This window comes from Micromonospora sp. CA-246542, from assembly GCF_050942905.1.
Taxonomy (GTDB): Bacteria; Actinomycetota; Actinomycetes; order Mycobacteriales; family Micromonosporaceae; genus Micromonospora.
The window spans coordinates 75,653-100,568 of record NZ_CP192040.1 but is presented as its reverse complement, the minus strand read 5'-3'; the positions used below and the strand labels follow the sequence as shown (position 1 = coordinate 100,568).

Annotated in this window: 18 protein-coding genes, 1 tRNA gene, 1 pseudogene and 1 riboswitch; of the genes and pseudogenes, 9 read left to right on the top strand and 11 right to left on the bottom strand. The window is 70.0% G+C overall.

Annotated features, from left to right (window positions below; translation table 11 throughout):
• The first annotated feature begins 258 nt into the window (after positions 1-258).
• Entirely contained in the window at positions 259-585 is a 327-nt protein-coding gene (locus ACQP0N_RS00475) for a hypothetical protein (RefSeq protein WP_433116677.1), read from the top strand.
• On the top strand, positions 582-4,559 hold the full coding sequence (locus ACQP0N_RS00470) for a tetratricopeptide repeat protein (RefSeq protein WP_433116675.1): 3,978 nt from the start codon (positions 582-584) through the stop codon (positions 4,557-4,559). Before ACQP0N_RS00475 ends, ACQP0N_RS00470 begins: the two co-directional genes overlap by 4 nt.
• A 480-nt stretch (positions 4,560-5,039) precedes the next feature.
• Here the strand turns inward: ACQP0N_RS00470 and ACQP0N_RS00465 are convergent.
• Positions 5,040-5,113 (bottom strand) — tRNA-Gly (locus tag ACQP0N_RS00465).
• A gap of 203 nt (positions 5,114-5,316) precedes the next feature.
• On the opposite strand from ACQP0N_RS00465, the gene ACQP0N_RS00460 reads away from it, so the two are divergent.
• Entirely contained in the window at positions 5,317-6,303 is a 987-nt protein-coding gene (locus tag ACQP0N_RS00460; protein WP_433116673.1) for a zinc metalloprotease, read from the top strand.
• A 73-nt stretch (positions 6,304-6,376) separates the two neighbouring features.
• Here ACQP0N_RS00460 and ACQP0N_RS00455 read toward each other — a convergent pair whose 3' ends face one another.
• Positions 6,377-6,925, bottom strand: coding sequence for a pyridoxamine 5'-phosphate oxidase family protein (locus ACQP0N_RS00455; protein WP_433116671.1), 549 nt, complete (start codon positions 6,923-6,925; stop codon positions 6,377-6,379).
• 77 nt (positions 6,926-7,002) lie between these two features.
• Here ACQP0N_RS00455 and dcd point away from each other — a divergent pair, with 77 nt between their 5' ends.
• The gene (gene dcd / locus ACQP0N_RS00450; RefSeq protein WP_266247661.1) at positions 7,003-7,581 is read left to right on the top strand and encodes a dCTP deaminase; all 579 of its coding nucleotides are present in this window, start codon (positions 7,003-7,005) and stop codon (positions 7,579-7,581) included.
• A 59-nt stretch (positions 7,582-7,640) separates the two neighbouring features.
• Here dcd and ACQP0N_RS00445 read toward each other — a convergent pair whose 3' ends face one another.
• Entirely contained in the window at positions 7,641-8,681 is a 1,041-nt protein-coding gene (locus ACQP0N_RS00445) for an NlpC/P60 family protein (protein WP_433116668.1), read from the bottom strand.
• A 12-nt stretch (positions 8,682-8,693) separates the two neighbouring features.
• Positions 8,694-8,829: riboswitch (cyclic di-AMP (ydaO/yuaA leader) on the bottom strand.
• Positions 8,830-9,065: 236 nt separating this feature from the next.
• On the opposite strand from ACQP0N_RS00445, the gene ACQP0N_RS00440 reads away from it, so the two are divergent.
• Positions 9,066-11,021, top strand: a complete 1,956-nt coding sequence (locus ACQP0N_RS00440; RefSeq protein ID WP_433116667.1) for an N-acetylmuramoyl-L-alanine amidase — start codon at positions 9,066-9,068, stop codon at positions 11,019-11,021.
• A gap of 58 nt (positions 11,022-11,079) precedes the next feature.
• Here ACQP0N_RS00440 and ACQP0N_RS00435 read toward each other — a convergent pair whose 3' ends face one another.
• The 5 genes from ACQP0N_RS00435 to ACQP0N_RS00415 form a co-directional block, all read right to left on the bottom strand.
• Entirely contained in the window at positions 11,080-12,093 is a 1,014-nt protein-coding gene (locus ACQP0N_RS00435; protein WP_355048503.1) for a C40 family peptidase, read from the bottom strand.
• A gap of 167 nt (positions 12,094-12,260) precedes the next feature.
• The gene (locus tag ACQP0N_RS00430) at positions 12,261-13,262 is read right to left on the bottom strand and encodes a hemolysin family protein (protein ID WP_357129467.1); all 1,002 of its coding nucleotides are present in this window, start codon (positions 13,260-13,262) and stop codon (positions 12,261-12,263) included.
• Positions 13,255-14,577, bottom strand: coding sequence for a hemolysin family protein (locus ACQP0N_RS00425; protein ID WP_433116664.1), 1,323 nt, complete (start codon positions 14,575-14,577; stop codon positions 13,255-13,257). The genes ACQP0N_RS00430 and ACQP0N_RS00425 overlap by 8 nt, the downstream gene beginning before the upstream one ends.
• 104 nt (positions 14,578-14,681) lie before the next feature.
• Positions 14,682-16,880 (bottom strand): (Fe-S)-binding protein, encoded by a 2,199-nt coding sequence (locus tag ACQP0N_RS00420; protein ID WP_433116662.1) that lies wholly within the window; start codon positions 16,878-16,880, stop codon positions 14,682-14,684.
• Positions 16,881-17,185: 305 nt separating this feature from the next.
• A complete protein-coding gene (locus tag ACQP0N_RS00415; protein WP_007454145.1) occupies positions 17,186-17,449 on the bottom strand; it encodes a cell division protein CrgA in 264 nt (87 codons plus the stop codon).
• Between the two features lie 221 nt (positions 17,450-17,670).
• On the opposite strand from ACQP0N_RS00415, the gene ACQP0N_RS00410 reads away from it, so the two are divergent.
• The 4 genes and pseudogenes from ACQP0N_RS00410 to ACQP0N_RS00395 all read left to right on the top strand — a co-directional run bounded on the left by ACQP0N_RS00410 (position 17,671) and on the right by ACQP0N_RS00395 (position 20,962).
• Positions 17,671-18,474 (top strand): DUF881 domain-containing protein, encoded by an 804-nt coding sequence (locus ACQP0N_RS00410; protein ID WP_355048507.1) that lies wholly within the window; start codon positions 17,671-17,673, stop codon positions 18,472-18,474.
• Positions 18,471-20,017: pseudogene (locus ACQP0N_RS00405) on the top strand (class E sortase). Before ACQP0N_RS00410 ends, ACQP0N_RS00405 begins: the two are co-directional and overlap by 4 nt.
• Before the next feature lie 4 nt (positions 20,018-20,021).
• The gene (locus ACQP0N_RS00400) at positions 20,022-20,309 is read left to right on the top strand and encodes a hypothetical protein (protein ID WP_433116660.1); all 288 of its coding nucleotides are present in this window, start codon (positions 20,022-20,024) and stop codon (positions 20,307-20,309) included.
• Between the two features lie 2 nt (positions 20,310-20,311).
• Positions 20,312-20,962 (top strand): aminodeoxychorismate/anthranilate synthase component II, encoded by a 651-nt coding sequence (locus tag ACQP0N_RS00395; protein ID WP_433116658.1) that lies wholly within the window; start codon positions 20,312-20,314, stop codon positions 20,960-20,962.
• 8 nt (positions 20,963-20,970) lie between these two features.
• Here the strand turns inward: ACQP0N_RS00395 and ACQP0N_RS00390 are convergent, their stop codons facing one another.
• Genes ACQP0N_RS00390 through ACQP0N_RS00380 form a run of 3 tightly spaced genes read right to left on the bottom strand, consistent with a single transcriptional unit; the run spans position 20,971 to position 24,916 of the window.
• A complete protein-coding gene (locus tag ACQP0N_RS00390; protein ID WP_433116656.1) occupies positions 20,971-21,678 on the bottom strand; it encodes a SanA/YdcF family protein in 708 nt (235 codons plus the stop codon).
• Positions 21,679-21,692: 14 nt separating this feature from the next.
• Positions 21,693-23,513 (bottom strand): Stk1 family PASTA domain-containing Ser/Thr kinase, encoded by a 1,821-nt coding sequence (gene pknB, locus ACQP0N_RS00385; protein WP_433116654.1) that lies wholly within the window; start codon positions 23,511-23,513, stop codon positions 21,693-21,695.
• Positions 23,510-24,916 carry a protein kinase domain-containing protein gene (locus tag ACQP0N_RS00380; protein ID WP_355048513.1) on the bottom strand — a complete coding sequence of 469 codons (1,407 nt, stop codon included), beginning with the start codon at positions 24,914-24,916 and terminating at the stop codon, positions 23,510-23,512. The genes pknB and ACQP0N_RS00380 overlap by 4 nt, the downstream gene beginning before the upstream one ends.

Genomic DNA, 24,916 nt, shown 5'->3' with positions numbered 1-24,916 from the left:
CCTACGGCAGGTCGACACACCGCGGTTGCTGTCGAGGGACTCCATCGTCGTGTGGCACTTCAGGTCGTTCAAGCGCAAGCAGCAGCGCATGCGCGGGTGGCAAGCCGATTCGGAGAAACCGTCCACATTACTGATCCGTATGTTCTGAGTCCCTCCGAATCCCCTCGTTGAACGGCTTCGTACGGCGCTGTCGTCTATTTGACCGCTGTTGTCATCGTGGTGACACGTAGCGTGGACCTTGACCGGGGAGGGTTTGGGATGGCGCGGCTGGTGGTGGCGGTAGATCCGGCATTGGGTGTGGAGCCGGTGACGTTGGCGAAGGCGTGGGACTCCGATGAGGAGTCTGCTGCCCTGGGAGCGGCGTCGGTACAGCGGGCGGCTCCGGAAACACTCTTGCCAGGATTGGCGGAGTTGGTGTTGGTGCCGTTGGCGGTCAATCTGGCCAGCGGCCTGCTGTACGACCTGGTCCGGCGGCTTGTGGTTCAGCAGCGGCCGGCGGTGGACGTGACGGAGCTGGAGCTGACCGAGACCCGTTCGGGTGATGATCGTGTGGTGGTGGTCCGGGTTCGCCGGAGCGCTTCGTGAGCGTCAGCGGCGAGCCCCGGCCGGTGATGGTGATCAAAATTTCGGAGCGGTCACGCGCCGCTGACGGTTCGTTCATCGCCTGGGTGTCCTTTGGCGACGGCGCGGAGTACGAGGTGACGATCACCGACCCGGCCGGCGATGGTGACGAGAACCGGCTGGGGTGGTATTTCGAGGAGCACCTGAGATTTCCGTTCCTGGATAAGGATTTGGCGCGGGAGGCTGTGGAGCAACTGCGGGCCTATGGTGAGCGGTTGTTCCGCCAGGTGTTCGCCGGGGATGCGTTGGTGGACTACCGGGTGGTGGCGCGGCGCGGGTTCGACGGCTACCGGGTGCAGGTGCGGGGTTCGGCGGCGTTTCACCGCCTGCATTGGGAGGCTCTGTACGACCCGGGGCTGCCGGTGCCGATGGCGATTCGGTTGCCGATCGTCCGCTGCGTGTACCTGACCCCGTCGGGATTCGACCTGCCGCCGCGGCGGCCGACGTTGAACATTCTTGTGGTGACGGCCCGCCCCGGCGGCCGCTCCGATGTCGGCTACCGCACGATTTCCCGACCCTTGTTGAAAGGCTTGCGTCGTGCGGACCGGCCGGTAGTGGTGGATCTGGTGCGCCCGGGGACGTGGCAGGCACTGGAGCAGCATCTGCGCGCGGCGACGACGCTTCACGGCAGCGGCTACTACCAGGTGATTCATTTTGATGTGCATGGTGCGGTGGCGGGGTTCGCGGAGTTGGAGCGGGGTCGGGCCGCCGACCGGTATCTGTTCGGGACGCGGCGGCCGACGCTCTTCGCGGGTGAGCGGGCGTTCCTCTTCCTCGAGACGGCGGTCGAGGGCAAGGCGGAACCGGTGGCTGCTGAGGACATCGCGAATCTGTTGGCGGAGCATCGGGTTCCGGTGGCCGTTCTCAACGCGTGTCAGTCGGCGAAGGAACCGGCAAGCGAGGCCAGCCTTGCCCAACGCCTGGTGGAGGCCGGTGTCCCAGTGACAGTGGGGATGGCGTACTCGGTGACGGTGTCAGCCGCCAAGCAAGCGATGCCACTGGTCTACTCGGGCCTGGCCGCAGGCGACGACCCGGTCTCGGCGATGCAGACCGCGCGGCGGTCACTGTTCGACGACAAGACCCGGCAAGCGTACTTCGATCAGGACCTGGAATTGGAGGACTGGGTCCTGCCGGTGGTGTTCAGCCAGCAGGACGTGAGGCTCTCGTTGTCGGAGATGTCGGCCGAGCAGCAGGCACGGTTTCTTCAACGTGAGGCGCTGGTCGGCGACGAACCGGACACGGAATACGGGTTCGTCGGCCGGGACCTGGACATCCAAGCAATCGAGCGGCGGCTGCTGATCCGAGACGAACGGAACATGCTGCTGGTCAAAGGCATGGCTGGCGCCGGGAAGTCGACACTGCTGGAACATCTGGCTTGGTGGTGGCAACGCACCGGCCTCGTGGAGATGGTGTTCCGGTTCAGCTACGAACACCGAGCTTGGACCCTTGACCAGATCATCCGCGAGATCGCCGCCACTCTGCTGGATTCGGTGGAGCAGGCGAAGCTGGAACTGCTGCCCGAGAAGGCACAGTCCGAGCACATTGCCCGGTTGCTGCGGTCACGCAGGTATCTGCTGGTCTTGGACAACACCGAGTCAATCACCGCCACCCCGGCGGCGATCCCCCACGCCCTCAACGACACAGAGCGTGAACGACTCAGCGGGTTTCTAGCTCGCCTGCGCGCCGGAAAAACTCTCGTGCTGTTCGGGTCACGCGAACACGAGCAATGGATCGGCCCACGTACTTTCGGCGACAACACCTACTCCCTGGGCGGCCTGGACGACCAGGCCGCATCGGTGCTCATCGACGCCATCCTCACCCGCCACGGTGGAACCCATCACCTGCACGACAAGCAGCAGCGCGATGCACTGGAGCGGCTGACGACCCTGCTCGGTGGGTATCCGCTGCCGCTGACGGTGGTCCTGCCCACCCTCGCCACGCAAACCCCGGCGCAGGTCCTCGCCGACCTGCAACAAGGCAACAGCGCCACGGATCTCGAGCGCATCAACCAGGTCATCGAGTACAGCCACGGCAAACTCAACCCCACGATCCAGCATTCACTGCTGCTGCTGGCACCATTCACCGCCAGCATCCCCGCACCGTTCCTCGACGCCTACCAGCAGTTGCTTGCCGACCACGAGGCGGTCGAAGCCCTCGGCCCGATCGACCTCACGGCGGCGGTCGCCGAAACCGTCCGGGTCGGACTAGCCACCTCCCACCCCCACCTGACCGGCTGGGTGCAGATCCTGCCGGTGCTGCCCTACTTCCTACGTACCCGCATCAACGACCACCCCGAACTCCACAATGCCGCCCAGGATGCGCATTACCAGCTCTACGGCGGCATCGGGAATCTGATTTACCGGATGCTCACCTCACCGGAGCCGCGACAGCGCGAGACCGGACACGCGACGGCGCGCACCGAGTACGCCAACCTCATCGCCGCCCTCGATCACGGACTTCACACTGGCCAAGTTGTCCTCCCCATCGTTCAGGCGGTAGAGGAGTACCTCGACCAGACCAAACAACAGGACACCCGCCGGCACGTGCTCGACAGCGCTATCGCCGCCCCCCGCGACCCCGACCGCGAAGACCTACGCCGCGAATCCGCCGCCCTGCATCACCTGGCTGGCATCGTCGCCCAGGATCAGCGGCGCTTCGACAAAGCCGAAGCCCACTACAAGCAGGCCCTGACCATCTTCCTGGAGTTCGCTGACAGGTCCAGCGCCGCCCTCACCTACGGCCAGCTCGGCAGAGTCGCGCAGGATCAGCGGCGCTTCGACGAAGCCGCAGCCCACTACAACCAGGCCCTGACCATTTTCCTGGAGTTCAACGACCGGCACCACACCGCCGGCACCTACCACAATCTGGGCAGGGTCGCGCAGGACCAGCGGCGCTTCGACGAAGCCGAAGCCCGCTACAAGCAGGCCCTGACCATCAAGCTGGCGTCCGGTGATCGGCCCAGCGCTGCCCTCACCTACCACCAACTCGGCGTTGTCGCGCACAATCAGCGGCGCTTCGACGAAGCGGCAGCCCACTACAACCAGGCCCTGACCATCAAGCTGGAGTTCAACGACCGGCACAGCGCAGCCAGCACCTACCACCAGCTCGGCGTCGTCGCCCAGGATCAGCGGCGCTTCGACGAAGCCGAAGCCCACTACAAGCAGGCCCTGACCATCTACCTGGAGTTCAACGACCGGCACAGCACCGCCGGGATCTACCACAATCTCGGCGTTGTCGCCCGGGATCAGGGGCGCTTCGACAAAGCCGAAGCCCACTACAACCGGGCCCTGACCATCTACCTGGAGTTCAACGACCGGCACAGCGCGGCCGGCATCTACCACAATCTGGGCAGGGTCGCGCAGGACCAGCGGCGGTTCGACGAAGCCGAAGCCCACTACAACCAGGCCCTGACCATCTACCTGGAGTTCAACGACCGGCACAACGCGGCCGGCATCTACCACCAGCTCGGCGTTGTCGCGCAAATTCAGCGGCGCTTCGACGAAGCCGAGGCCCACTACAACCAGGCCCTGACCATCTACCTGGAGCTCGACGACCGGAACAACGCGGCCGGCACCTATCACAATCTCGGCAGGGTCGCGCAGGATCAGCGGCGCCTCGACGAAGCCGAAGCCCACTTCAACCAGGCCCTGACCATCTACCTAGGGCTCAACGACCGGCACAACACCGCCAGCACCTACCACCGGCTCGGCCTGGTCGCTCAGGATCAGCGGCTCTTCGACAATGCAGCCCGCGCGTTGTTCAGAGCGGCTGCCAACTGGCGATCGCTGTACGGCCAGTGGCCCAGAGAGACGGTGACCGAGCTGAAGCAGCTGCGGCAACAGATGAGTCCAAACGACTTTCGTCGGATACTCCAAGACAACCTGTCTCCCGACCTCGTCGATGCGCTTAACGGGGCTGTCGACGATGTCACCGAATGAGATAGCCGCTGCCATCCCGCATGCCCTCGAGCCGCCCTCGCTGAAAGCGGGCCGCCGTCCGGCCCGCCACCTCAAGCGGACCTTGCGCCGCTCTTACTCCCAGAACGCCCTGAGGTAGCGCGACTCAGTGGCTTCGACCGGCCTGCCCGGTTCCGTTTCCACGACCTGCAGCACAGCGGAACATCGTCGCCTCCCGCGCCGGAGCCAGCCCCGCTGACCTGTTGGCCCGGATGGTTCACGCCTACACCCGCGCCGCGCTACACGACACAAGCCGTCCATGGCACGCCGCGTCGTCAGTGCTGTCGACGCGATCGAGCGGTCAAGGCCGCCCGGCGCAAGCCGAGCAAGCGCAAGGTCGAGCGGGTTGCCGAGGGCGACGGACCGGCGCCGAGGTGAGCTAATGGCCCGTCCCTGTTTCAGCATGACCTGGAACCACGGAAGCCCTGGCGGGACGTCTGTCCTGACCAGGGCTTCCGTGCGTGGAGCGGGTGACGGGAATCGAACCCGCACTGTCAGCTTGGGAAGCTGATGTTCTGCCATTGAACTACACCCGCAGGCGGCACCACTGTACCCGAGTCGTCGCAGCCGTGCACCCAGCCACCCCCACGCGCCGACCGCCCCCGCTCGCCCCCAAAGAAGTTTCCAGACGGCAACATATGGCCGTTCTCAAATGCGTCGATGAGTTGTAACGTCTGCCACACGTTCCCAGCCACGGCGTGACACACCCCCTGCCGCGCCGCCAGAAAGAGGTGGGCTCATGGGACTCCGTCCCAAACTGCTGACCCGGCGTGTCGCCGGCGTCGCGTCGACGACCCTCGCGCTCCTGCTCAGCACCGCTGCGGTGGGCGTCGTTCCGGCCGCTTCGGCCTTCTCCCCGGCACCGGGCGGCGCCTGCGCGGAGCCGGCCGACAGCCACGCCAACGCCCGGGCGAAGCCCGGCGCGGGGGCCCTGCACGAACCGAACGAGCTGACCGCCAAGCAGGTCCGCGAGCGGGACGCCGACCTCGCGGCGGCGCTGCGCGAGCGGGCCAACTACCGGGCCGGCGCCGGCGCCACGACGCTGGCAGCCACGGTCACCATCCCGGTGGTGGTGCACGTGATCCAGGAGAACAGCACCCGGGCCGGCGGCAACATCCCCGACTCGATGATCACCTCGCAGATCAGCGTCCTGAACCAGGCCTACGCGGGCGGGACCGGCGGCGCGGCCACCGCCTTCGCCTTCCGACTCGACTCGATCAACCGGGTGACGAACCCGTCCTGGTACCCGATCGTCGAAGGCTCGTCGGCGGAGCGGTCGATGAAGTCGTCGCTGCGGGTCGGCGGCAAGAACACGCTCAACATCTACCTCGGCGAGTTGAGCGACGACCTCTTGGGCTGGGCGACCTTCCCGCAGCGCAGGCTCAGCAGCATGGATGGCGTGGTCGCGCTGAGCGAGTCGCTGCCGGGCGGCACCGCCACCAACTACAACCAGGGCGACACCGGCACCCACGAGGTCGGCCACTGGCTGAACCTCTACCACACCTTCCAGGGTGGCTGCGGCGGCTCGGGTGACGGCGTCAGCGACACCCCGGCCGAGGCGTCGCCTGCGTACGAGTGCCCGACCGGCCGGAACACCTGCTCGGCGGCCGGCCTGGACCCGATCACCAACTTCATGGACTACACCTACGACTCGTGCATGTACCAGTTCACCGCGGGTCAGGCGAGCCGCATGCTGACCGCGTGGAACGCGTACCGCGCGGCCTAGCTCCTCGCGTACACCAGGTGCCGGCTCCGTCACGACGGAGCCGGCACCGGCGTATCTGCCCCCAGGGCCGTGGTCAGGCGGCCGTGCACTGGACGTCGCGGCTGCGACGGGTCGGGCGCGTCTGCGGTACGGGGGAAGGCGCGGCCGCCGCGGGCGGGGTCTGCGGATCGAGCCAGACCTGGACGGCCGGGCGCCCCACGGCGATGCCCAGGCCGTGCTGGTCGCGACGGGTCAGCATCGCCACGTCGACGGTGAACTCGAACAGCCGCCAGTCGGCCCGCGGCTCGGCCCGGGCGCTCTGCGCCAGCCGGGCCACCCGGACCGGATCGTTGACCGGCCAGGCGTGGCCCGCCACGTACGCCTCGTCGTCGCTCTCCTCGGGAGGGAACGAGTGCAGCGCGTATCGGCCATCCCGTTCGAGGTCCCGGCGCTTCGGCGAGTCGATGATGAAGCAGAACAGACCCTCGTCGGTGATGACCGGGGAGACCGGATGGACCCGGGGCCCACCGTCGGCACGGACCGTGGCCAGATAGCCGAAGCCCGGCCCGTACTGCTGCAGGAGAACGCGAATGCCGTCGGCGAGGCGGGGCTCGTCGGCGGCGAAATCGGACCAGGAAGCCATGCGAGCATTCTATCGAACAAATGTACGAGGAGCGACCTCGACACGCTGGTCACCGCCCACCTCGCTATGGTGGTCCGATGCTGCTCTCCGACCGTGACCTGGTCTCCGAGATCAAGGCCGGCACGCTGGGCCTGGAGCCGTTCGAGCCCACCTTGGTCCAACCATCCAGCATCGACGTACGACTCGACCGGCTGTTCCGGGTCTTCAACAACCATCTCTACACCCACATCGACCCGGCCATGCAGCAGGACGACCTGACCTCGGTGGTCGAGGTGCCCGACGGCGAGCCGTTCGTGCTGCACCCGGGAGAGTTCGTGCTCGCCTCGACGCTGGAGGTGATCTCGCTCGGCGACCAGCTCGCCGGCCGACTGGAGGGCAAGAGCTCACTGGGCCGCCTCGGCCTGCTCACCCACTCCACCGCCGGGTTCATCGACCCGGGCTTCTCCGGGCACGTGACGCTGGAGCTGTCCAACGTGGCGAACCTGCCGATCACCCTCTGGCCGGGCATGAAGATCGGTCAGCTCTGCATCTTCCGGCTCTCGTCGCCGGCCGAGCACCCGTACGGCTCGGTGGTCTACGGGTCGCGTTACCAGGGTCAGCGAGGCCCGACGCCCAGCCGCTCCTGGCAGAACTGGCGCGCCTGGCCGACCCGTTAGGAGACGACTCAGGCCCGCCGCGAGCGGATCGCGACGGGCCTGACTGCGTCCCGCTTCGGTCAGCCGGGGCGGCCGTAGCTGTGGATGGGCCCGTCGTCGACCTTCTTCATCTTGACGGGCACACCGGCCTGGGAGGCGTGCACCACCCAGCCGTTGCCGACGTACATCCCGACGTGGTGGATGTCGCTGTAGTAGAAGACCAGGTCACCGGGGCGCAGGTCGCCCTTGCTGACGTTCTTGGTCACCCGGCTCTGCGCGGCGGCGTTGTGCGGCAGCGACACACCGGCCTTCGCCCAGGCGGCCAGCATCAGCCCGGAGCAGTCGTACGAGTTCGGCCCCTCGGCGCCCCACACGTACGGCTTGCCGATCTGGGCGCAGGCGAACTTGACCGCGATACCGGCACCGCCACCCGGGTAGCTGGCCGGGCAGGGCGCGGGACGCAGCGGACCGCCGCCGCCGCTGCCGTACACCTTGAGGCGCAGCTTCTGCAGCCGGTCGATCTCCTCGTTGATCTGCTTCTTCTTTGCCGCCAACTGGGCCTCGGTGCGGGTCAGCTGGACCACCATCTCGTCCAGCGGCGCCTTCTGCCGGGCCAGTTCGTTGCGCAGGTCGGCGACCTGGCGGACGTCCTCCTGCTGGTTGTGGGCGAAGCGGTCGAGCATTTCGAGCTGACCGACCATCTCGCTGGGCGACCGGCTGCCGAGCATCGTGTTGACGGTCGACAGGTTCTCACCCATGTACGCGCGGACGGCCAGCGCGCTGACCTTGTCCATCGCGGCGTCGACCTGGCGCTCCAGCGGCGCGATGCGGGCGGCGAGCGCGTCGGCCTGCTTGCGCTTGAGGGCCAGGTCGGCACGGGTGGCGTTGTGCCGCTCGATGATCGGTTCGAGCTTGTTCCAGTCGTCGTCGATCTGGCGTTCGATCTCGGCGACGGACGGATCGGCGTGGGCCACCGTGGCGCTGCCGGTCAGGACGACGGCGACGCCGACCAGGGCGGCGAGAACGGTGGTGAAGCGGGACCAGCGTGGACGCGGCACGGTCGACGGCGGGTCGGCCGGAGCCGACCGTCCGAACGACGGCCGCGGGGCTTGGAGGGCCACCGGGTTCCGTACTCCTTCTTCCTGACCGCCTACCGGGTTAGCTGACGGGTTCGGGCGGGAAGTGGGCGCCCTACCGCAGGAACTGCGGATTCACCCCGAGGAACCTGGGTCCCCGGCTCGCTCGCGAGCGACTCGGCGGTGTCGGTCCGTTACCGCCCGGGGTGGGCAGACCTGCTACCGGGCCGACGAATGACCAGAGTAGAGACGGCCGTTACCGATCCGCAACCCGTGCGGCCGTGACACTCCGTACTGATTGCAGCGGGCCATCGAACCGATGTGAAGATTTCTTACCGCACGTTTCGAAACATGGAAAGGTATTGACGCGGACTCCCGGGCAGGGCGAAGGTGACCGCAACCGACACCAGTTCACATGTAGGGGGTTCGATGAAACGTCCGACCCTGCTCGCCGTCGCGCTCGTCACCGCCACGGCGGCCGTACCGTTGCCCGCCGGCCCGGCCACCGCGGCCCCCGCCGCCGACCGCCAGCAGCAGTACGCCGCCGCAGCGACCGAGTACGGCGTGCCCATCGACGTACTGCTCGGCGTCTCCTACCTGGAGTCCCGCTGGGACAGCAACGCCGGCACGCCGAGCACCAGCGGCGGCTACGGCCCGATGCACCTGACCGATGCCCGGCACGTGGCCGCCCTACCCGGGCGCGGTCACCACGACGCCCCGGGAGAGGATCCGCGCGGCGACGAGTCCCGTCGTGCTCTCGCACCGGCGCCCGCCGCCGGGGACGCGCCGCCCAGCGCCGCGCTGCAGACCGTGGACGCCGCCGCCGCGCTCACCGGCGCCACCACCGAGGCGCTGCGTACCGACCCGACGACGAACCTCCGGGGTGGGGCGGCGCTGCTGGCCGCGTACCAACGGGAGGTCGGCGCCCCGGTCGGAGTCGGCACCGACCCGGCCACCTGGTACGGCGCGGTGGCCCGCTATGCCGGCGCGGACAGCGCCGATGCCGCGGCAGCCTTCGCCGACGAGGTCTTCACCACGATCGGCGCCGGCGAGACGCGGGTGACCGACGACGGCCAGCGGGTCACGCTGCCGGCCCGGGCGGTACGACCCGAGCGGGCCTGGCTGGACCGACTGGGACTGCGCCGGCTCGCCCGCCCGGACGGGTTGGAGTGCCCGAGCACCGTGTCCTGTGAGTGGATCCCGGCGCCCTACGCGGCGTTCGGCGACGGCGACTACGGCAACCACGACCTGTCCGACCGGCCCGCCCGGCAGAAGATCGAGTACATCGTCATCCACGACACCGAGGCGAGTTGGGCGACCACCCTGCAACTCGTCCAGGACCCGACCTACGTGAGCTGGCACTACTCGCTGCGCTCGGTGGACGGACAGATCGCCCAGCACGTCAAGACCAAGGACGTCGCCTGGCACGCCGGCAACTGGTACGTCAACGCCAAGTCGATCGGGTTGGAACACGAGGGCTTCGCCGCGCAGGGCACCTGGTACACGGAGGCGATGTACCGGACCTCGGCGAAGCTCGTGCGGCACCTCGCGCTGCGGCTGGGCATCCCGCTGGACCGCCAGCACATCATCGGGCACGACAACGTGCCCGGCACGACCGCGTCGACAGTCCGCGGGATGCACTGGGACCCGGGACCCTACTGGGACTGGACGCACTACCTCGACCTGCTGCACGCCCCACGGCTGGACACCGGCACCCCGGCCACCGGGCTGGTCCGGATCGACCCCGACTACGCGACCAACCAGCCGGCGTTCACCGGATGCGTCACCCCCGGGACGCCGTGCGCGCCCCGCGGGTCCTCGTCGGTGGTGCTACGCACCGCACCGGCTCCGGACGCGCCGCTGGTCAACGACATCGCGCTGCGCCCCGACGGCACCCCGAACACGATGGACGTGTCGGACCACGGGGCCCGCGCGTCCGCCGGCCAGACGTACGCGCTGGCCGGTCGACAGGGCGACTGGACGGCCATCTGGTACCTCGGGCAGCGGGCGTGGTTCCACAACCCGGCGTCAAAGCCGACGGCCACCTGGACGGTCGGCATGGTGGTCACCCCGAAGCCCGGCCGGGCCACGATCCCCGTCTACGGGCGGGCGTACCCGGAGCAGGCGGCCTACCCGGCCGGCGTGCCCTACCAGGCAATCTCACCGTTGCAGTACACCCTCTCCGCCGGACAGCGGTACGCCGTCGGCGCGGTGCTGCCCGGCGAGTACTACCGGGCCAGCACGTTCGACGGCTCCTCGCCCGGCGACTGGACGGTGATCCGGGGCCAGAACCGGTACGCGCAGATCCAGTTCGGCCACCGCGTCATGTACGTCGACCTCGCCGACGTGCAGCTCCTGCCGTCCCCGGTGGGCGCACCCCGCTGAGGAACCACGACGGCCCCCGGTCGAGGTGACCGGGGGCCGTCGTCGTGCGTCGTGGGGATCAGCCAGGTCGGCGGAACCCGGCGACCGGCATGGTGTTGATGCTGGACACCTGCACCGGTTTACCGGCGCGTGGCGCGTGCACCATCTGGTTGTTACCCAGATAGAGCCCGACATGACTCAGGCCGGAGTAGAAGAAGACCAGGTCACCGGCACGGGCGTCGGCGCGCGAGACGGCCTTGCCCTCGTTCCACTGGTCACCCGTGTGGTGGGTGAGGTAGATCCCGGCCGACTTGTAGGCGTACTGGGTCAGGCCCGAGCAGTCGAACGAGTTCGGGCCGGTGGCGCCCCAGACGTACGGGTCACCGACCTGCTGGCAGGCGGTCTTGATCGCCTTCTGCGCCGCAACAGAGACCACGCCGTTGATGGTCGGGCAACCGGCCGTCTTGACCGTGGTCTTGGGCATCGACGCTTCGAGCTTCTTGATCTCGGCGTCGATCTGCTTCTTCTTGGCCGCCAGCTCGCTCTGCTGCTTGGTCTGGGTGGCGATCAGCGCGTCCAGCTTCTGCTTCTCGCCGTCGTACTTGGCCCGGACGGCGAGCACACCCTCGACCTGCTTGCGCTCCTGGGAGGCGAGCCGGTCGAGGAGGGTGAGCTGCTCGGTGAGCGTGTCCGGCTTGGCGCTGACCAGCAGCGCGCCGATCTCCTGCGAGGGGCCCGACATGTAGTAACGGGAAGCGAGGTCGCCGACCCGGTTGAGTGCCAGCTCGCTCTGCAGGGCCAGCGGCTCGATCTTCTTCTGAAGTTCGGACGACTTCTTGCGGTTGACGGCGAGTTGCGCCCGCACCTTGTTGTACTTCTCGATCGTGGGCTCCAACTCCTCCCACTTCTTGTCGATCTGCGCCTCGATCTCGTCGACCGTCGGCTCGGCCTGCGCCGGCACGGCGATCATGCCGGCACCGACCGCAGCGGCGGCGACCAGCACGATCAGGCGACGTGCGACCCTGCGCAGACCACGCGGTCGAACGGGCGACCCTGGTGCGTGACGATGAGGGGGCATGGTTGCCACCGGCACCGACTCCTTTGCAACCGACCGCCGGGCGCCTCGCGTGAGGGAAGGGCCGAGGCAGACGACCCACAGCGGTCGGTGCACCACATTAGGGAAGCGCCGGACCGAATTCAAGGCGAGCCGAGCCACCGTCACTGTCGCGCAACCACTTGCACACCAAGGGTGTTGGTCAATTAACCAACGATTGCGGTCAATACATCATCGAGCGTCACCACACCGAGAGGTCGGCGTCCGTCGCTGACCAGCACCATGTGCCGCCGTTCCCGGCGCATGGCCAGCAGCAGATCGGCGAGCGTACGGTCCGGCGGGACCACCGCCAACGGCCGGTAAACCGCCTCCGGCACGGGAGCGCGGCGGCCCTGCCCGGCGTACCCGAGCACGTCCTTCACGTGCACGAAGCCCAGCACCCGCCGGGTGGACCGCTGCACCACCGGAAACCGGGACCGGCCGGTACGGGTCGCCAACACCTCAAGCGACGCCGGGGAGACGTCCTCGGCGACCGTCGTCACCGTCGACCACGGTTGCAGGGCGTCCGCCGCCGTACGGGTGTGCAGGGCCAGAGCGCCGGTGATGCGGGCGTGCTCCTCGGCGTCGAGCAGCCCCTCCGTACGCGCCTGCGACACCAGGCCGGCCAACTCCTCGGCCGTGAACACCGTCTTCACGGCCTCCGTCGCCTCGATCCGCCACAGGGCCAGCACCCGGCGGGCCGCCCACTTCATCGCCAGCAGCAGCGGCTTGGTGGCCACGCAGAACGCCAGCATGGCCGGGCCCAGCCAGAGCGCGGAGACCTCCGGACCGGCCAGCGTGATGTTCTTGGGCACCATCTCGCCGACCACCGTGTGCAGGAAGACGACGACCCCGAGCGCGAGCACGAACGCCACCGGGTGCACCGCGCGCTCGGGCAGACCGACGGCGTGGAACGGCGACTCGAGCAGATGGGCCAACGCCGGCTCGGCGATCGCTCCGAGGCCCAGCGAACAGACCGTGATGCCGAGCTGCGCGCCGGCGATCATCAGCGGGATCTGATTCATCGCCGACAACGCCCAGCGGGCCCGCTTCGAGCCGGCCGCCAACGGCTCGATCACCGTCCGACGGGACGCGATCAGCGCGAACTCGCTACCCACGAAGAAGCCGTTGCCGAGCAGGAGCAGCACGGCCACCAGCAGCTCAGTCATCGGCGTCCGGCTCCGCCGGTCGCAGCACCCGGACCTGCTCGATCCGGTGCCGCTCCACCTCCACCACGGTGAACTCCCAGCCGTCGGCGTCGACCGTCTCGCCGGGCAGCGGAATGTGCCCGAGCCGCGCCAGCAGGAACCCGGCCAGCGTCTCGTACGGCCCCTCGGGCAGCCGGAAGCCCGTCTGCTCGACCAACTCGTCGAAGCGCAGCACCCCGTCGACCAACACCGTGCGCTCGCCGCCCGGAACGGTCAGCTCGAACGGCTCGACGTCGTCCACGCTGGCCGGGTCGAACTCGTCGGCGATCTCGCCCACCAACTCCTCGACCAGGTCCTCGATCGTCACCACGCCATCGGTGCCGCCGTACTCGTCGACGACGATGGCCAGGTCCGCGCCGGCCGCCTTCAACGCCGCCAGCACGCCGTCCAGGTCCAGGCTCTCCGGCACGTACACCGGCTCCCGGGCCACCGCTGCCACCACCGTCGACGCCCGCGCGGCCAGCGGCACGCCCAGCGCGTCCGGCACGCCCGCCACGCCGGTGACGAGGTCGAGGGTCTCCTCGTACACGGGGAAGCGGGTCCGTCCCGTCCGCCGGGACTCCTCCAGCAGCTCGGCCACGGTGGCGGTGGCGCGCAGCGCGACCACGTCGACCCGCGGGGTCATCGCCTCGGCCGCCCGCTTGTCGCCGAACCGGATGGTGCGACGCAGCAGCATCGCCGTGTCCGGCGGCAGCGCGCCCGCACGGGCCGAGATGGCGGCCAGCAGACCCAGTTCCTCCGGCGAGCGGGCGCTGGCCAACTCCTCCTGCGGCTCCACGCCGAGCGCACGGACCAGCCGGTTCGCCGAACCGTTCAAGCCCCGGATCAACCAGCCGAACGTCCGGGAGAAGGTGTGCATCGGCCCGGCGGTGGCCAGCGCGGCGGGCATCGGCCGGGCCAGCGCCGCGTTCTTGGGCACCAACTCACCGAAGAGCATGGACAGGAGCGTCGCCAGGGCCAGCGCCAGGAACGGGGTGAAGCGCTCGGTGTTCTCCCCGGCCACGGGACGCAGCAGCGGGGTGAAGATCCGGGCCAGCGCCGGTTCGGCCAGGTAGCCGGTGAGCAGAGCGGTGATGGTGATCCCGAGCTGCGCCCCGGAGAGCTGGAAGGACAGCTCACGCAGCGCGGCGCGTACCGTCCGGGCGGCCTCGTCGCCGGCGGCGGCCCGCCGGTCAATCTCCGCGCGGTCGACCGTGACCAGGGCGAACTCGGCCGCGACGAAGAACGCGTTGCCGGCGGTCAGCGCAACGAACCCGACCAGCGGCAGCAGCGTCATCAAGAGCAGGCCGTCGATGTCCCCTCACCTCGGCGAGATTCTTGCACGGCGGCGACGGCCCCTGCGGGCCGCCGCCACCGATGTTCGGAACCGAGGTGTACGCCTCAGCCGGCGACCGACGTCGACTCCTTGTCGCCGCGCGGCTGCTCGGGCTTGACCGAGCGCAGCAGGACGCTCGCCACGTCGATGACCTCGACCTGCTCGCCGGCGCCCTTGCCGTTGACGCCGTCGTTGAGCATGGTCGAGCAGAACGGGCAACCGACGGCCACCGTCTTCGCCCCGGTGGCCATGGCCTCCTCGACCCGGTCCACGTTGATCCGCTTGCCGATCTTCTCTTCCATCCACATCCGGGCGCCGCCGGCGCCGCAGCAGAAGGAGCGCTCGCTGTTGCGCGGCATCTCGGTCAGCTCGCCCTGAATCGAGTCGCCCAGCACCTCGCGGGGGGCGGCGAAGACCCGGTTGTGCCGGCCCAGGTAGCAGGGGTCGTGGTAGGTGACACCGCCGTCGACCGGCTGCACCGGGGTCAGCTTGCCGGTGGAGACCAGGTGGGCCAGCAGTTGGGTGTGGTGTACCACCTCGAACTCGCCGCCGAGCTGGCCGTACTCGTTGCCGAGCGTGTTGAAGCAGTGCGGGCAGGTGGCGACGATCTTGCGCTTGGTCTTCTCCCGGCCCTCGAACGCCTCGTTGAGCGTCTCGACGTTCTGCTGGGCGAGCATCTGGAAGACGAACTCGTTGCCGATCCGGCGGGCCGGGTCGCCGGAGCACGTCTCGCCCTCGCCGAGGATCGCGAAGCTCACGCCGGCCTCGTTGAGCAGGGTGGCGACCGCGCGGGTGGTCTTCTTGGCCCGGTCCTCGAACGCGCCGGCGCAGCCGACCCAGAACAGGTACTCGAAGTCGTCCACCTCGCCGACCCGGGGCACCTCGAAGTCGAGGCCCTTGGTCCAGTCCTCACGGGTGTTCTGCGGCGCACCCCACGGGTTGCCCTTGTTCTCCAGGTTGCGCAGCATCACGCCGGCCTCGGAGGGGAAGCTCGACTCGATGAGCACCTGGTAGCGCCGCATGTCGACGATGTGGTCCACGTGCTCGATGTCCACCGGGCACTGCTCGACGCAGGCGCCGCAGGTGGTGCAGGACCAGAGGACGTCCGGGTCGATGACCCCGCCCTCCTCGGCCGTGCCGATCAGCGGCTTGTCACCCTCGGCGAGCGACAGCACGTCCAGGTGCGCGAGCTGCGCCTGGGTGGCCTTCTCCTCGCCGGTGAGGTCCTTGCCGCCGCCGGCCAGCAGGTAAGGCGCCTTCGCGTACGCGTGGTCGCGCAGGCTGAGCACGAGCAGCTTCGGCGACAGCGGCTTGCCGGTGTTCCAGGCGGGGCACTGCGACTGGCAGCGACCGCACTCCGTGCAGGTGCTGAAGTCGAGCAGGCCCTTCCAGGTGAACTGCTCGACCTGGGCGACGCCGAACTGGTCCTTCTCCGGGTCGGCCTCCTCGAAGTCGAGCGGCTTGCCCTGGCTGGTCATCGGACGCAACGGGCCCAGCCCGGAGCCGGCCGGCTTCTCCGGGTCGCGCTTGAAGAAGATGTTGGGGAACGCCAGGAAGCGGTGCCAGGCGACGCCCATGGTGACGTTGAGCGAGATGACGATCAGCCAGGTCATCGAGATGACGATCTTGATGAGCGCGGCGACGCTCGCGCCGTCCGACCAGTCCGGGAGGATCGCGCCGACCGCGTGGCTGACCGGGGTCGCCCAGACCGGGTACTCGAAGTGGTCGGTGGCGACCTTGAAGCCCCGGATCACCAGGCCGAAGACCAGGACCAGCAGCACGATCCACTCGACGAAGTACCCCTGCCACATGGTCGAGCCGGTGAAGCGGGAGCGACCGCCGGGCCGGCTCGGCCGGTTCCGCAGTCGGATCGCCATCAACACCAGGATGCCGACCAGCCCGAGCACCGTGATGATCTCGGTGGCCAGCCCGAAGACGGTCCAGTGCCCGATGACCGGCAGTCCGCCGGTCGGCGTGACCACCTCGAAGTACGCCTCGAGCACCAGCAGCGACAGCACGATGAAGCCGACCATCACGAACCAGTGGGCGGCGCCCACCACACCCCACTTGAGCATCCGGGTGTGGCCGGCGGTCTCCACCAGCATCTTCCTGGTGCGGGCGCCCTTGTCGGCGAACCGCTCCGGAGCGGGTTGCCCCAGCCGGATCACGGCCGTCATCTTCATGACCGCGCGCACCGCCAGCCACACCGCCACGGCGGTGATGCCAGCCGCGAGGATCGTGGTGACGATCTGGACGCTGCCCATCGAGTTGGCCTCCCCGGTCTGCTGCTCGTCGAGCGGTTCAGCAACCGGGGCCGGGACAGGCGTAGGACAGCGGCGCGCCGCCGCACCTGCGACCGGACCGGTCGATGACCTCGCTCCGCTCGGTCATGCAGTGCAGCCTACGCGAAGGTTACCCAGCAGTAACGTGAGTCATCTCGCAGTAGGCCACGCCGCCTGCGGACACCATAGGGTGCCCGGCCCGGTCCTGCCGGGCAGGGGCTCGGCGGGTGACGGAGATCCTGCGGTCCGGTGGTGGATGGCGCGGTGCGGCGGCGGCCCGAGCGGGCTCAGCGCCAGCGGGAGAGCAGCACCAGCGACGCGACCATCGCGCCGAAGCCGACCGCCAGGTTCCAGTACTGCCACGAGGCGACCGGGTACTCCTGCTCGGAGAGGTAGTAGACGACAAGCCAGCCGATGCCCGCGACGATCAGAGCGACCGCGGTGATCGGCAGCCACACCGGGCTAGGCTTGCGCGACGCCGCCGTCGTCGTCGGACGGACGTCCGTCGGCGGGGTGTACACCTTCTTCTTGCGGACCTGAGACTTGGGCACGGCGCTCTCCAGAGGGGGTGACAACCTCGTCCGGCCTGACAACCGGACGCGGAGGCGACGGTTCATGGCCAATAATGTTCGACAGCTAGCGTAGTCCCGAACGGCCGCCTGGACCACGAATGGGGTCAGGCAGGTACATGGAGTGACCGAAAAGGGCGGGACTGTTCGCATCGCGGCCCAGTCGTCACGAACCGGTCCCCGACACTCGGAAGGAACGCTCGGTGGAGTACACATCCGGCGCCGCCTCCTGGCAGAAGGTCCTCCGACGGGCCGTCGCCGGGCTGCTGCCCCGGCGGCCACGCCAACGGCGACCGGGCTGGTCGATCGGGGTGCCCCTGATCGCCGCCGCGGCGGGACTGCTCTTCACCACCACCGCGACCACCGCCGGCGGTACCGCCCTCCGGGAGGACCGGCGGCCCCAGCTCAACCAGCTCATCGAGGAGCGGCAGCAGCAGGTCACGGCGAGCGAGCGCCGGGCCGCCACCCTGCGCGGCGAGGTCGAGCAACGCACCAACACGCTTGCCGACTCGGACGCCCCGATCAAGGCCCAGCAGAACCGAGCCCAACGCAGCCTCGCGGCGGCCGGATTCACTCCCGTCACCGGCACGGCCGTCACGGTCGAGCTGAACGACGCGCCCCAGCACAACGACGAGGCTCACTCCGACGCCACCAACGACGACCTGGTCGTGCACCAGGGGGACGTGCAGGCGGTGGTCAACGCGCTCTGGGCGGGTGGTGCGGAGGCCATGTCAATCATGAACGTCCGCGTGCTCGCAACCAGCGCGGTACGCTGCGTCGGTAACACCCTGCTGCTTCATGGCCGGGTGTACTCCCCACCGTTCAAGATCGTAGCAATCGGCGATCCCGCTGCCCTCCAGCAGGCCCTCGCCAGCTCTGAGGGAGTCCGGTTGTTCAAGGACGCAGTCGACGACTACCAACTCGGCTACAAGGAGTCCGTCTCCACGGTGACCGTCCCGGCCTTCGAGGATTCGACGGCCCTGCGCTCGGCGACGGTGCCCAAGTGAGCGGCCCCGACGAGCGCCGCGACGGCCGACACCGGGACCAGGCCGACGATCCGACGGCCTTCCTGCCCAAGGTCGACCGACCCGAGCCGGGTCGCGCCGAGCCGCCTGCGGGCCGGGTGGAGTCCTCGCCGGGCCAGGTCGAGTCCACCGTAGGCCGACCCGGGTCGTCGCCGTCCCGGCCCGCCCCGACCCCGGGGCGGACGCCGACCGGCAACTGGCCGGATCCCGTGCTGCCCAGCCGGTCACGGCCGACGGGCCCGCCCGCCGCCTTCGAGGCACCGAGCCCCGGATGGTCCGACCCGCAGGGCTCCCCCGACCACGCGACCCCGACCGCGCCGCCTCGCTGGCCGGGTACCGCAGCGCCCCGCGCCGAGTCGACTGCTCCCCCGCCGCCGCCACGCCCCCGAGCACGCCCACACCGCCGAGCGCCGTCACGCCACCGAGCCCGCCCACACCATCGAGCGCGCCCACACCACCGAGCGCGTCCCCGCCCCCGGTGTCCCCGCGTCGCCGGGCGGCGACGCGCCGACCGCGTTCATTCCGAAGATCACCCCGGGTCCACGCGCCCGACCGGCGGCTCGGGCGCACCCGTCTCCCGGCCGCACCCGGCCGCACCGCCGACCCGAACGCCACCGCGCTCATCCCCACCGTGACCAGCAGGCCGACACCCCGGCCTCCGTCCATCGACACGACGGCGCTGATGGGTGCGGTTCCCCGTACGCCGGCACCGGAGGGGCCGACCGGCGAGGGTGACGGCGCCGCCGAGCCGCCGCGGCCGCGTCGGGGGGAGCGGGTCGTCCAACTCCGGCCGCACCAGACCGGCGAGGGCTACAAGAGCGTCTACTCGGAGCTGACCCGTCCGTCCATCGCCTCCCGACTCCGGACCGGCATCCGGGCCACCGGCGAAGTCCTGATCACCTTCGGCCTGGTGGTGCTCCTCTTCGCCGGCTACGAGGTGTGGGGCAAGTCCGCCGTCGTGGACGCCCACCAGAACGACCTCAGCAGCCAACTCGCCCGAGAGTGGGGCCCCACCGACGACCCGACGGTCGTCCCGTCGAAGGCCCCGAGCGCCAAGCCGTCCCCGCCGGTGCGGGGCAAGCCGATCGCCGGCCTCTACATCCCCAAGCTCGACAAGAACTGGGTGGTGGTCGAGGGCGTCACCCAGGACGACATCCGCTACGCGCCGGGCCACTACCCGACCAGCGCGCTGCCCGGCCAGGTCGGCAACTTCTCCGTCGCCGGCCACCGGAACCGGGCCACCTTCTGGCGGCTGGACGAGTTGCACGACGGCGACGCGATCGTGGTCGAGGGCAAGACCGACTGGTACGTCTACCGGGTGGCACAGACCCGCATCGTCAAGCCGACGCAGGTCGAGGTCGTGGCGCCCGTGCCCGGCGAACCCAACAAGAAGCCGACCAAGCGGATGCTCACCCTGACCACCTGCAACCCCAAGTGGGACAACTACCAGCGCCTGATCATCCACGCGGAGTTGGACCGGACCCAGCCCAAGTCGGCGGGTCGCCCGACCGAGCTGGGAGGCTGACCCGGTGTACGCGTTCATCTGGCGCAAGCTCCCGTTCGGACTGGCCGGCAAGCTCGTCGGGTCGGTGCTGCTCGCGGCCGCCACGGTCGCCCTGCTCTGGTACGTGGCCTTTCCGTGGGCCGAGCCCCTGCTGCCCTTCGACGACGTCCAGGTCACCCAGGAGGACTCCGGCGTTCCCGGCGAGCCGGGCGGCGGCGATGCGGTGACCGACGACACGCCGACCGGCGACGAGCACGAGCTGCCGTACGACACGGAACGGAACAACCCCGAGCCGACCCCTTCGAGCAGGTGACGATGCGCGTCCTGGTGATCGACAACTACGACTCGTTCGTCTTCAACCTGGTGCAGTACCTGGGCCAGCTCGGCGTGGACTGCGACGTGCGCCGCAACGACGAGATCGACGTCGCCGAGGTCGGCCGGCTGGGCGCGGCGGGCGTCCTGCTCTCACCCGGTCCGGGCAGCCCGGACCGTGCGGGCATCTGCCTGGACGTCATCCGGGAGTACGCGGACCAGCTGCCGATCTTCGGTGTCTGCCTCGGTCACCAGGCCATCGGGGAGGCGTTCGGGGCGACCGTCACCCGGGCCCCCGAGCTGCTGCACGGCAAGACCTCCGAGGTACGCCACCACTCCGTCGGCGTGCTCGCCGGCCTGCCCGACCCGTTCACCGCCACCCGCTACCACTCGCTGGCCGTCCTGCCCGAGACACTGCCAGACGAGCTGGAGGTCACCGGCTGGACCGGGTCCGGAGTGGTGATGGCGATGCGGCACCGGACGCTGCCCATCGAGGGTGTGCAGTTCCACCCGGAGTCGGTGCTCACCGAGGGCGGCCACCTGATGCTCGCCAACTGGCTCGCGAGCTGCGGTCACACCGAGGCGCTGGAACGCGCGCCGGCGCTGGCCGCCGAGGTGGACGCCCGGCGGCTCGCCGCCTTCGCCACCTACTGAACACCCGGTCAGCTTCTGAGGGCGTCCCGCACGGCCGGGTTCGCGGGTGACCGGACCGCGGGTGGCCGCTCCCGGAACGCGTCCCAGGCCGCCTTGCCGCTGGCCAGGTAGTCCCGGACCGCCTTACCGGCGAGCATGACGGAACCGCACCCGTCGCAGCGGGCGGCCACCCCGTCGACGTCGAGGCCGAGGTGCCGGCAGAGCGTCACCGCCCGGGACAGGTGGTAGGACTGCGTCACGATCAGCGCGCGCTCGACGCCGTACACGTCCCGGGCTCGGACGCAGCTGTCGTACGTGTCCAGGCCGAACGGGTCCGCCACCACCCGTCCCGGGTCGACGCCGAGCCGCTCGGTCAGGTACGCGGTCATCACCGTCGGCTCGTCGCCGGAGGTGCCACCGCCGTCCCCAAACACCAACACCGCCCGCGCCCGCCCGGTACGCACCAGCTCGGCGGCGGTCTCCAGACGGCCGGCGAGCCGGTCACCCGGTTGCCGGCCGTCCGCTGCCGCCGCCGTACCGAGGACGATCACGACGTCGGCGACGGGCGCCCCCGCCTCGTCGTGGGTGTGCCCGCGCGCGCCGAGTGTCGTCCACATCCACGGGACGCTGCTCAGTGCCAGCACGACCACGCCCAGGACCGCCACGCGTCGCAGCCGCCGTCGCCAGCGACGCACCGCCGGTGGGCGGTCGTCGACGGGTGCCCGCAGGCCCCGCACCCGGATGCGGACGGCTACTCCCCGCCCACCCGGAACGGCGGGATGATCGGCTGGCCCGTGCCGCCACCGCCGCCGGGCGTCGGCGTGCCGCTCGGCGTCGGCGTCGGCGACCCCGGTGGAGTGGGCGTCTCCTCGACCGGCTCCGGGATGCCGACCTCGATGGTCACCGTCTTGCCCTGGGCCAGCTCGGTGCCGCCCTTCGGGTTCTGCCTCTGGACCCGGCCGGCCTCGGCGGCCGGCACCTCGTCGCCCTCGCGGAAGCTGACCACGTAACCCGCCGCGCGGAGCTCGGCGGCGGCGTCGTCCTTCGTGGAGTTGACGACGTTGGGCACCTTGCTGACGTTGCCGCGCGAGACCTCGAGGGTGACCTTGCTGTCCTGGGCAACGGTGGACCCCGAGGGCGGGCTGACCTTGACGACGATGCCCTTCTGCGCGGGGTTGTCGACCGGCTTCTGTTCCACGGTCAGCCCCAACGCTTCGAGCTGGGGCGCGACGTTGTCGAACTGCGAGTTGACCAGACCCGGAGGGATCTTGACGTCGGGCTTGCCGTCGCAGATCTGGACGGTCACCGTGCTCTCCGACTTCAGCCGCGCACCCGCCGCGGGATCCTGCTTGGCGACGGTGCCCTTCGTGCAGTCGTTGGCCAGGACAGGATCGCCGACCACCGGGTTGAAGCCCGCGTTGCGGATCTCGGTGACCGCCGCGTCGCGCGTCTTGCCGGCGAGCGTCGGCACCGCCTTCAGGTCCTTGTCCTGCTGCTCACTCCACAGCAGCGCGGCGACCAGGGCGATCACCGCCAGCACGCCGACCGCGCTGAACAGGGCGATCAGCCAGGAGGACGCCTTGCGCTGGCGCGGGTCGCCGACCCGGGCCGGGATCTGCCGGGTCTGCTGCCCGGTGGCGGCCGGCGGGTAGCCGGCGGCACCGCCGCCGGCCGGGGCCATCGCCACCGTCTCCGCCTCGCGCAGCACCGGAGTGGCCAGCACCGGGCGGCCAGCGGCGGCACGCAGCAGGTCGGCGCGCATCTCACCGGCACTCTGGTAGCGGTTCAGCGGGTTCTTCGACAGCGCCTTGAGCACGATCGCGTCGACCGCCGGAGTGACGTCCGGGTTGATGTCGCTCGGGGTCGGCGGGGTCTCCCGTACGTGCTGGTACGCGACGCTGACGGGGCTGTCACCCACGAACGGCGGGTGACCACAGACCAGCTCGAAGAGGACGCAGCCCGCCGCGTACACGTCGGAGCGGGCGTCCACGGCCTCACCGCGCGCCTGCTCCGGCGACAGGTACTGGGCCGTGCCGATGACCGCGCTGGTCTGCGTCATGGTCGTCGCGCCGCTGGCCAGCGCCCGGGCGATGCCGAAGTCCATCACCTTGACCTGACCGGTCTGGGTGAGCATGACGTTGCCCGGCTTGATGTCCCGGTGGATGATCCCGTGCCGGTGGCTGAACTCCAACGCCGCGCACATGTCGGCGCAGATCTCCAACGCACGGCGGGGCTGCAACCGGCCCTCGACGCCGAGGACCTCCTTCAACGTCCGTCCGTTGACGAACTCCATGACGATGAAGGGCAGCGTCTCGCCGGTCGGGGCGGTCTCCTCGCCGGTGTCGTAGACCGCCACGATCGCCGGGTGGTTGAGCGACGCCGCGTTCTGCGCCTCCCGGCGGAAGCGCATCTGGAACGTCGCGTCCCGGGCGAGGTCGGTACGGAGCATCTTGATCGCGACGTCCCGACCGAGCCGGAGGTCGCGACCGCGGTGCACCTCGGCCATGCCGCCGTAGCCGAGCAGCTCGCCGACCTGGTACCTGCCACCGAGCAGGCGGGCCTGCGCTGTCATCGCGTCTGTCGTCCTTCGCTCGTCGTCGTCCCGCCGTAACCCGGCCGGAGTCGTACCTCACGACGGTACGACGTCCGGGTCGCATCGTCGCGTCCGTCGAGCCGCAGCGCGCCGGACGTCACGGTCTGTGAAGTCGTCGCCCCGGACGTACCCGTCTGCGACGCCTTCCGCAGTTTGTAGGAAATCACGCCGGAGCAGAGCAGGACCAGTAAGGCCAGCAGGATGGCGACGAGCACCATCCCGGGCCGGGACCGGCTCGGCTCGGACGCCGGACCGGCCTGCCGGGCGTACGCCGGTGGGTGTTCCTGCCGGGTCTGTGCCGGCGGCACCGCCGCGGCGCCGCGCGGATAGCCGGCCTGGGCGACCGGCGGCCGGGCGTGCGGTACGGCCGGCGCGACCGCGGTGGGGCGGGGTTGTTGGGCGGGCGCGATCGCGGTCGGGCGCTGCCCGACGGGCGGCTGCCGGTGTGGCGCACCCGGCGGGCGGAACTGCTGCGCCTGCGGCACCTGGGCCCGGCCCGGCGCGGCGGGCGAGGACGGTGCCCCGGAGATCGGCGCGGAGTGACCGCCGGCCCGGGCCTGCTGGGACAGTGCGGCCTTGAGCTGCCGGGCGACCGAGGCGAGGGCGGCGGCGCTCGGCCAGCGGGCGGCCGGGTCCTTGGCCAACGCCCGCTCGACGACCGCCCGGACCTGCGGCGGGATGTCGTTGGGCAGCGGGCGCGGCGTCTCGCGGACGTGCCGCATGGCGATGTCGAGCGGGTTGTCCCCTTCGAACGGTCGCCGGCCGGCGAGGCACTGGTAGGCGACCACGCCGAGCGCGTACACGTCGGACGCCGGGGTGGCCACCTGCCCGGTGGCCTGCTCGGGCGAGATGTACGAGGCGGTGCCGAGCACCGAGCCGGCGGCGGTGAGTTGGCCGACGATGTCCGAGCGGGCGATGCCGAAGTCGGTCAGCACGAGCGTGCCGTTCGGCCGGACCAGCAGGTTGCCCGGCTTCACGTCGCGGTGCACGATGCCCTTCTCGTGCGCGGCGTGCAGCGCGTCCGCGGCCTGCGCGACGAGCGCCATGGTGCGGGCCGGGGTGAGCCGGCCGACCCGGCTGAGCGTGGAGGACAGGGCGTCGCCCTCGACGTACTCCATGACCAGGAACGCGATCTGCTGATCGTTGCCGAAGTCGTAGACGTCGACGACCCCGGGGTGGTTGATCGTGGCCATCGTCCGGGCCTCGCCCCGGAACCGCTCCGCGAAGTCCGGGTCGTCGAGCAACGCCGGGAGCAGGCTCTTCACCGCGACCGTCCGGCCGAGCACCTGGTCGGTGCCGCGCCAGACGTCACCCATGCCGCCGCTGGCGATCCGCTCGTCGAGACGGTAGCGGTTGCCGAGCTGCACGCCAGGGCTGAGCAT

What these genes read in the sequence shown, in the direction of transcription:
- ACQP0N_RS00440 (WP_433116667.1), top strand. Translation starts at nt 9,066, where the DNA reads ATGAAACGTCCGACCCTGCTCGCCGTCGCGCTCGTCACCGCCACGGCG.
- ACQP0N_RS00395 (WP_433116658.1), top strand. Translation starts at nt 20,312, where the DNA reads ATGCGCGTCCTGGTGATCGACAACTACGACTCGTTCGTCTTCAACCTG.
- ACQP0N_RS00380 (WP_355048513.1), bottom strand. Translation starts at nt 24,916, where the DNA reads ATGCTCAGCCCTGGCGTGCAGCTCGGCAACCGCTACCGTCTCGACGAG.
- dcd (WP_266247661.1), top strand. Translation starts at nt 7,003, where the DNA reads ATGCTGCTCTCCGACCGTGACCTGGTCTCCGAGATCAAGGCCGGCACG.
- ACQP0N_RS00460 (WP_433116673.1), top strand. Translation starts at nt 5,317, where the DNA reads ATGGGACTCCGTCCCAAACTGCTGACCCGGCGTGTCGCCGGCGTCGCG.
- ACQP0N_RS00420 (WP_433116662.1), bottom strand. Translation starts at nt 16,880, where the DNA reads ATGGGCAGCGTCCAGATCGTCACCACGATCCTCGCGGCTGGCATCACC.
- ACQP0N_RS00475 (WP_433116677.1), top strand. Translation starts at nt 259, where the DNA reads ATGGCGCGGCTGGTGGTGGCGGTAGATCCGGCATTGGGTGTGGAGCCG.
- ACQP0N_RS00430 (WP_357129467.1), bottom strand. Translation starts at nt 13,262, where the DNA reads ATGACTGAGCTGCTGGTGGCCGTGCTGCTCCTGCTCGGCAACGGCTTC.
- ACQP0N_RS00425 (WP_433116664.1), bottom strand. Translation starts at nt 14,577, where the DNA reads ATGACGCTGCTGCCGCTGGTCGGGTTCGTTGCGCTGACCGCCGGCAAC.
- pknB (WP_433116654.1), bottom strand. Translation starts at nt 23,513, where the DNA reads ATGACAGCGCAGGCCCGCCTGCTCGGTGGCAGGTACCAGGTCGGCGAG.
- ACQP0N_RS00455 (WP_433116671.1), bottom strand. Translation starts at nt 6,925, where the DNA reads ATGGCTTCCTGGTCCGATTTCGCCGCCGACGAGCCCCGCCTCGCCGAC.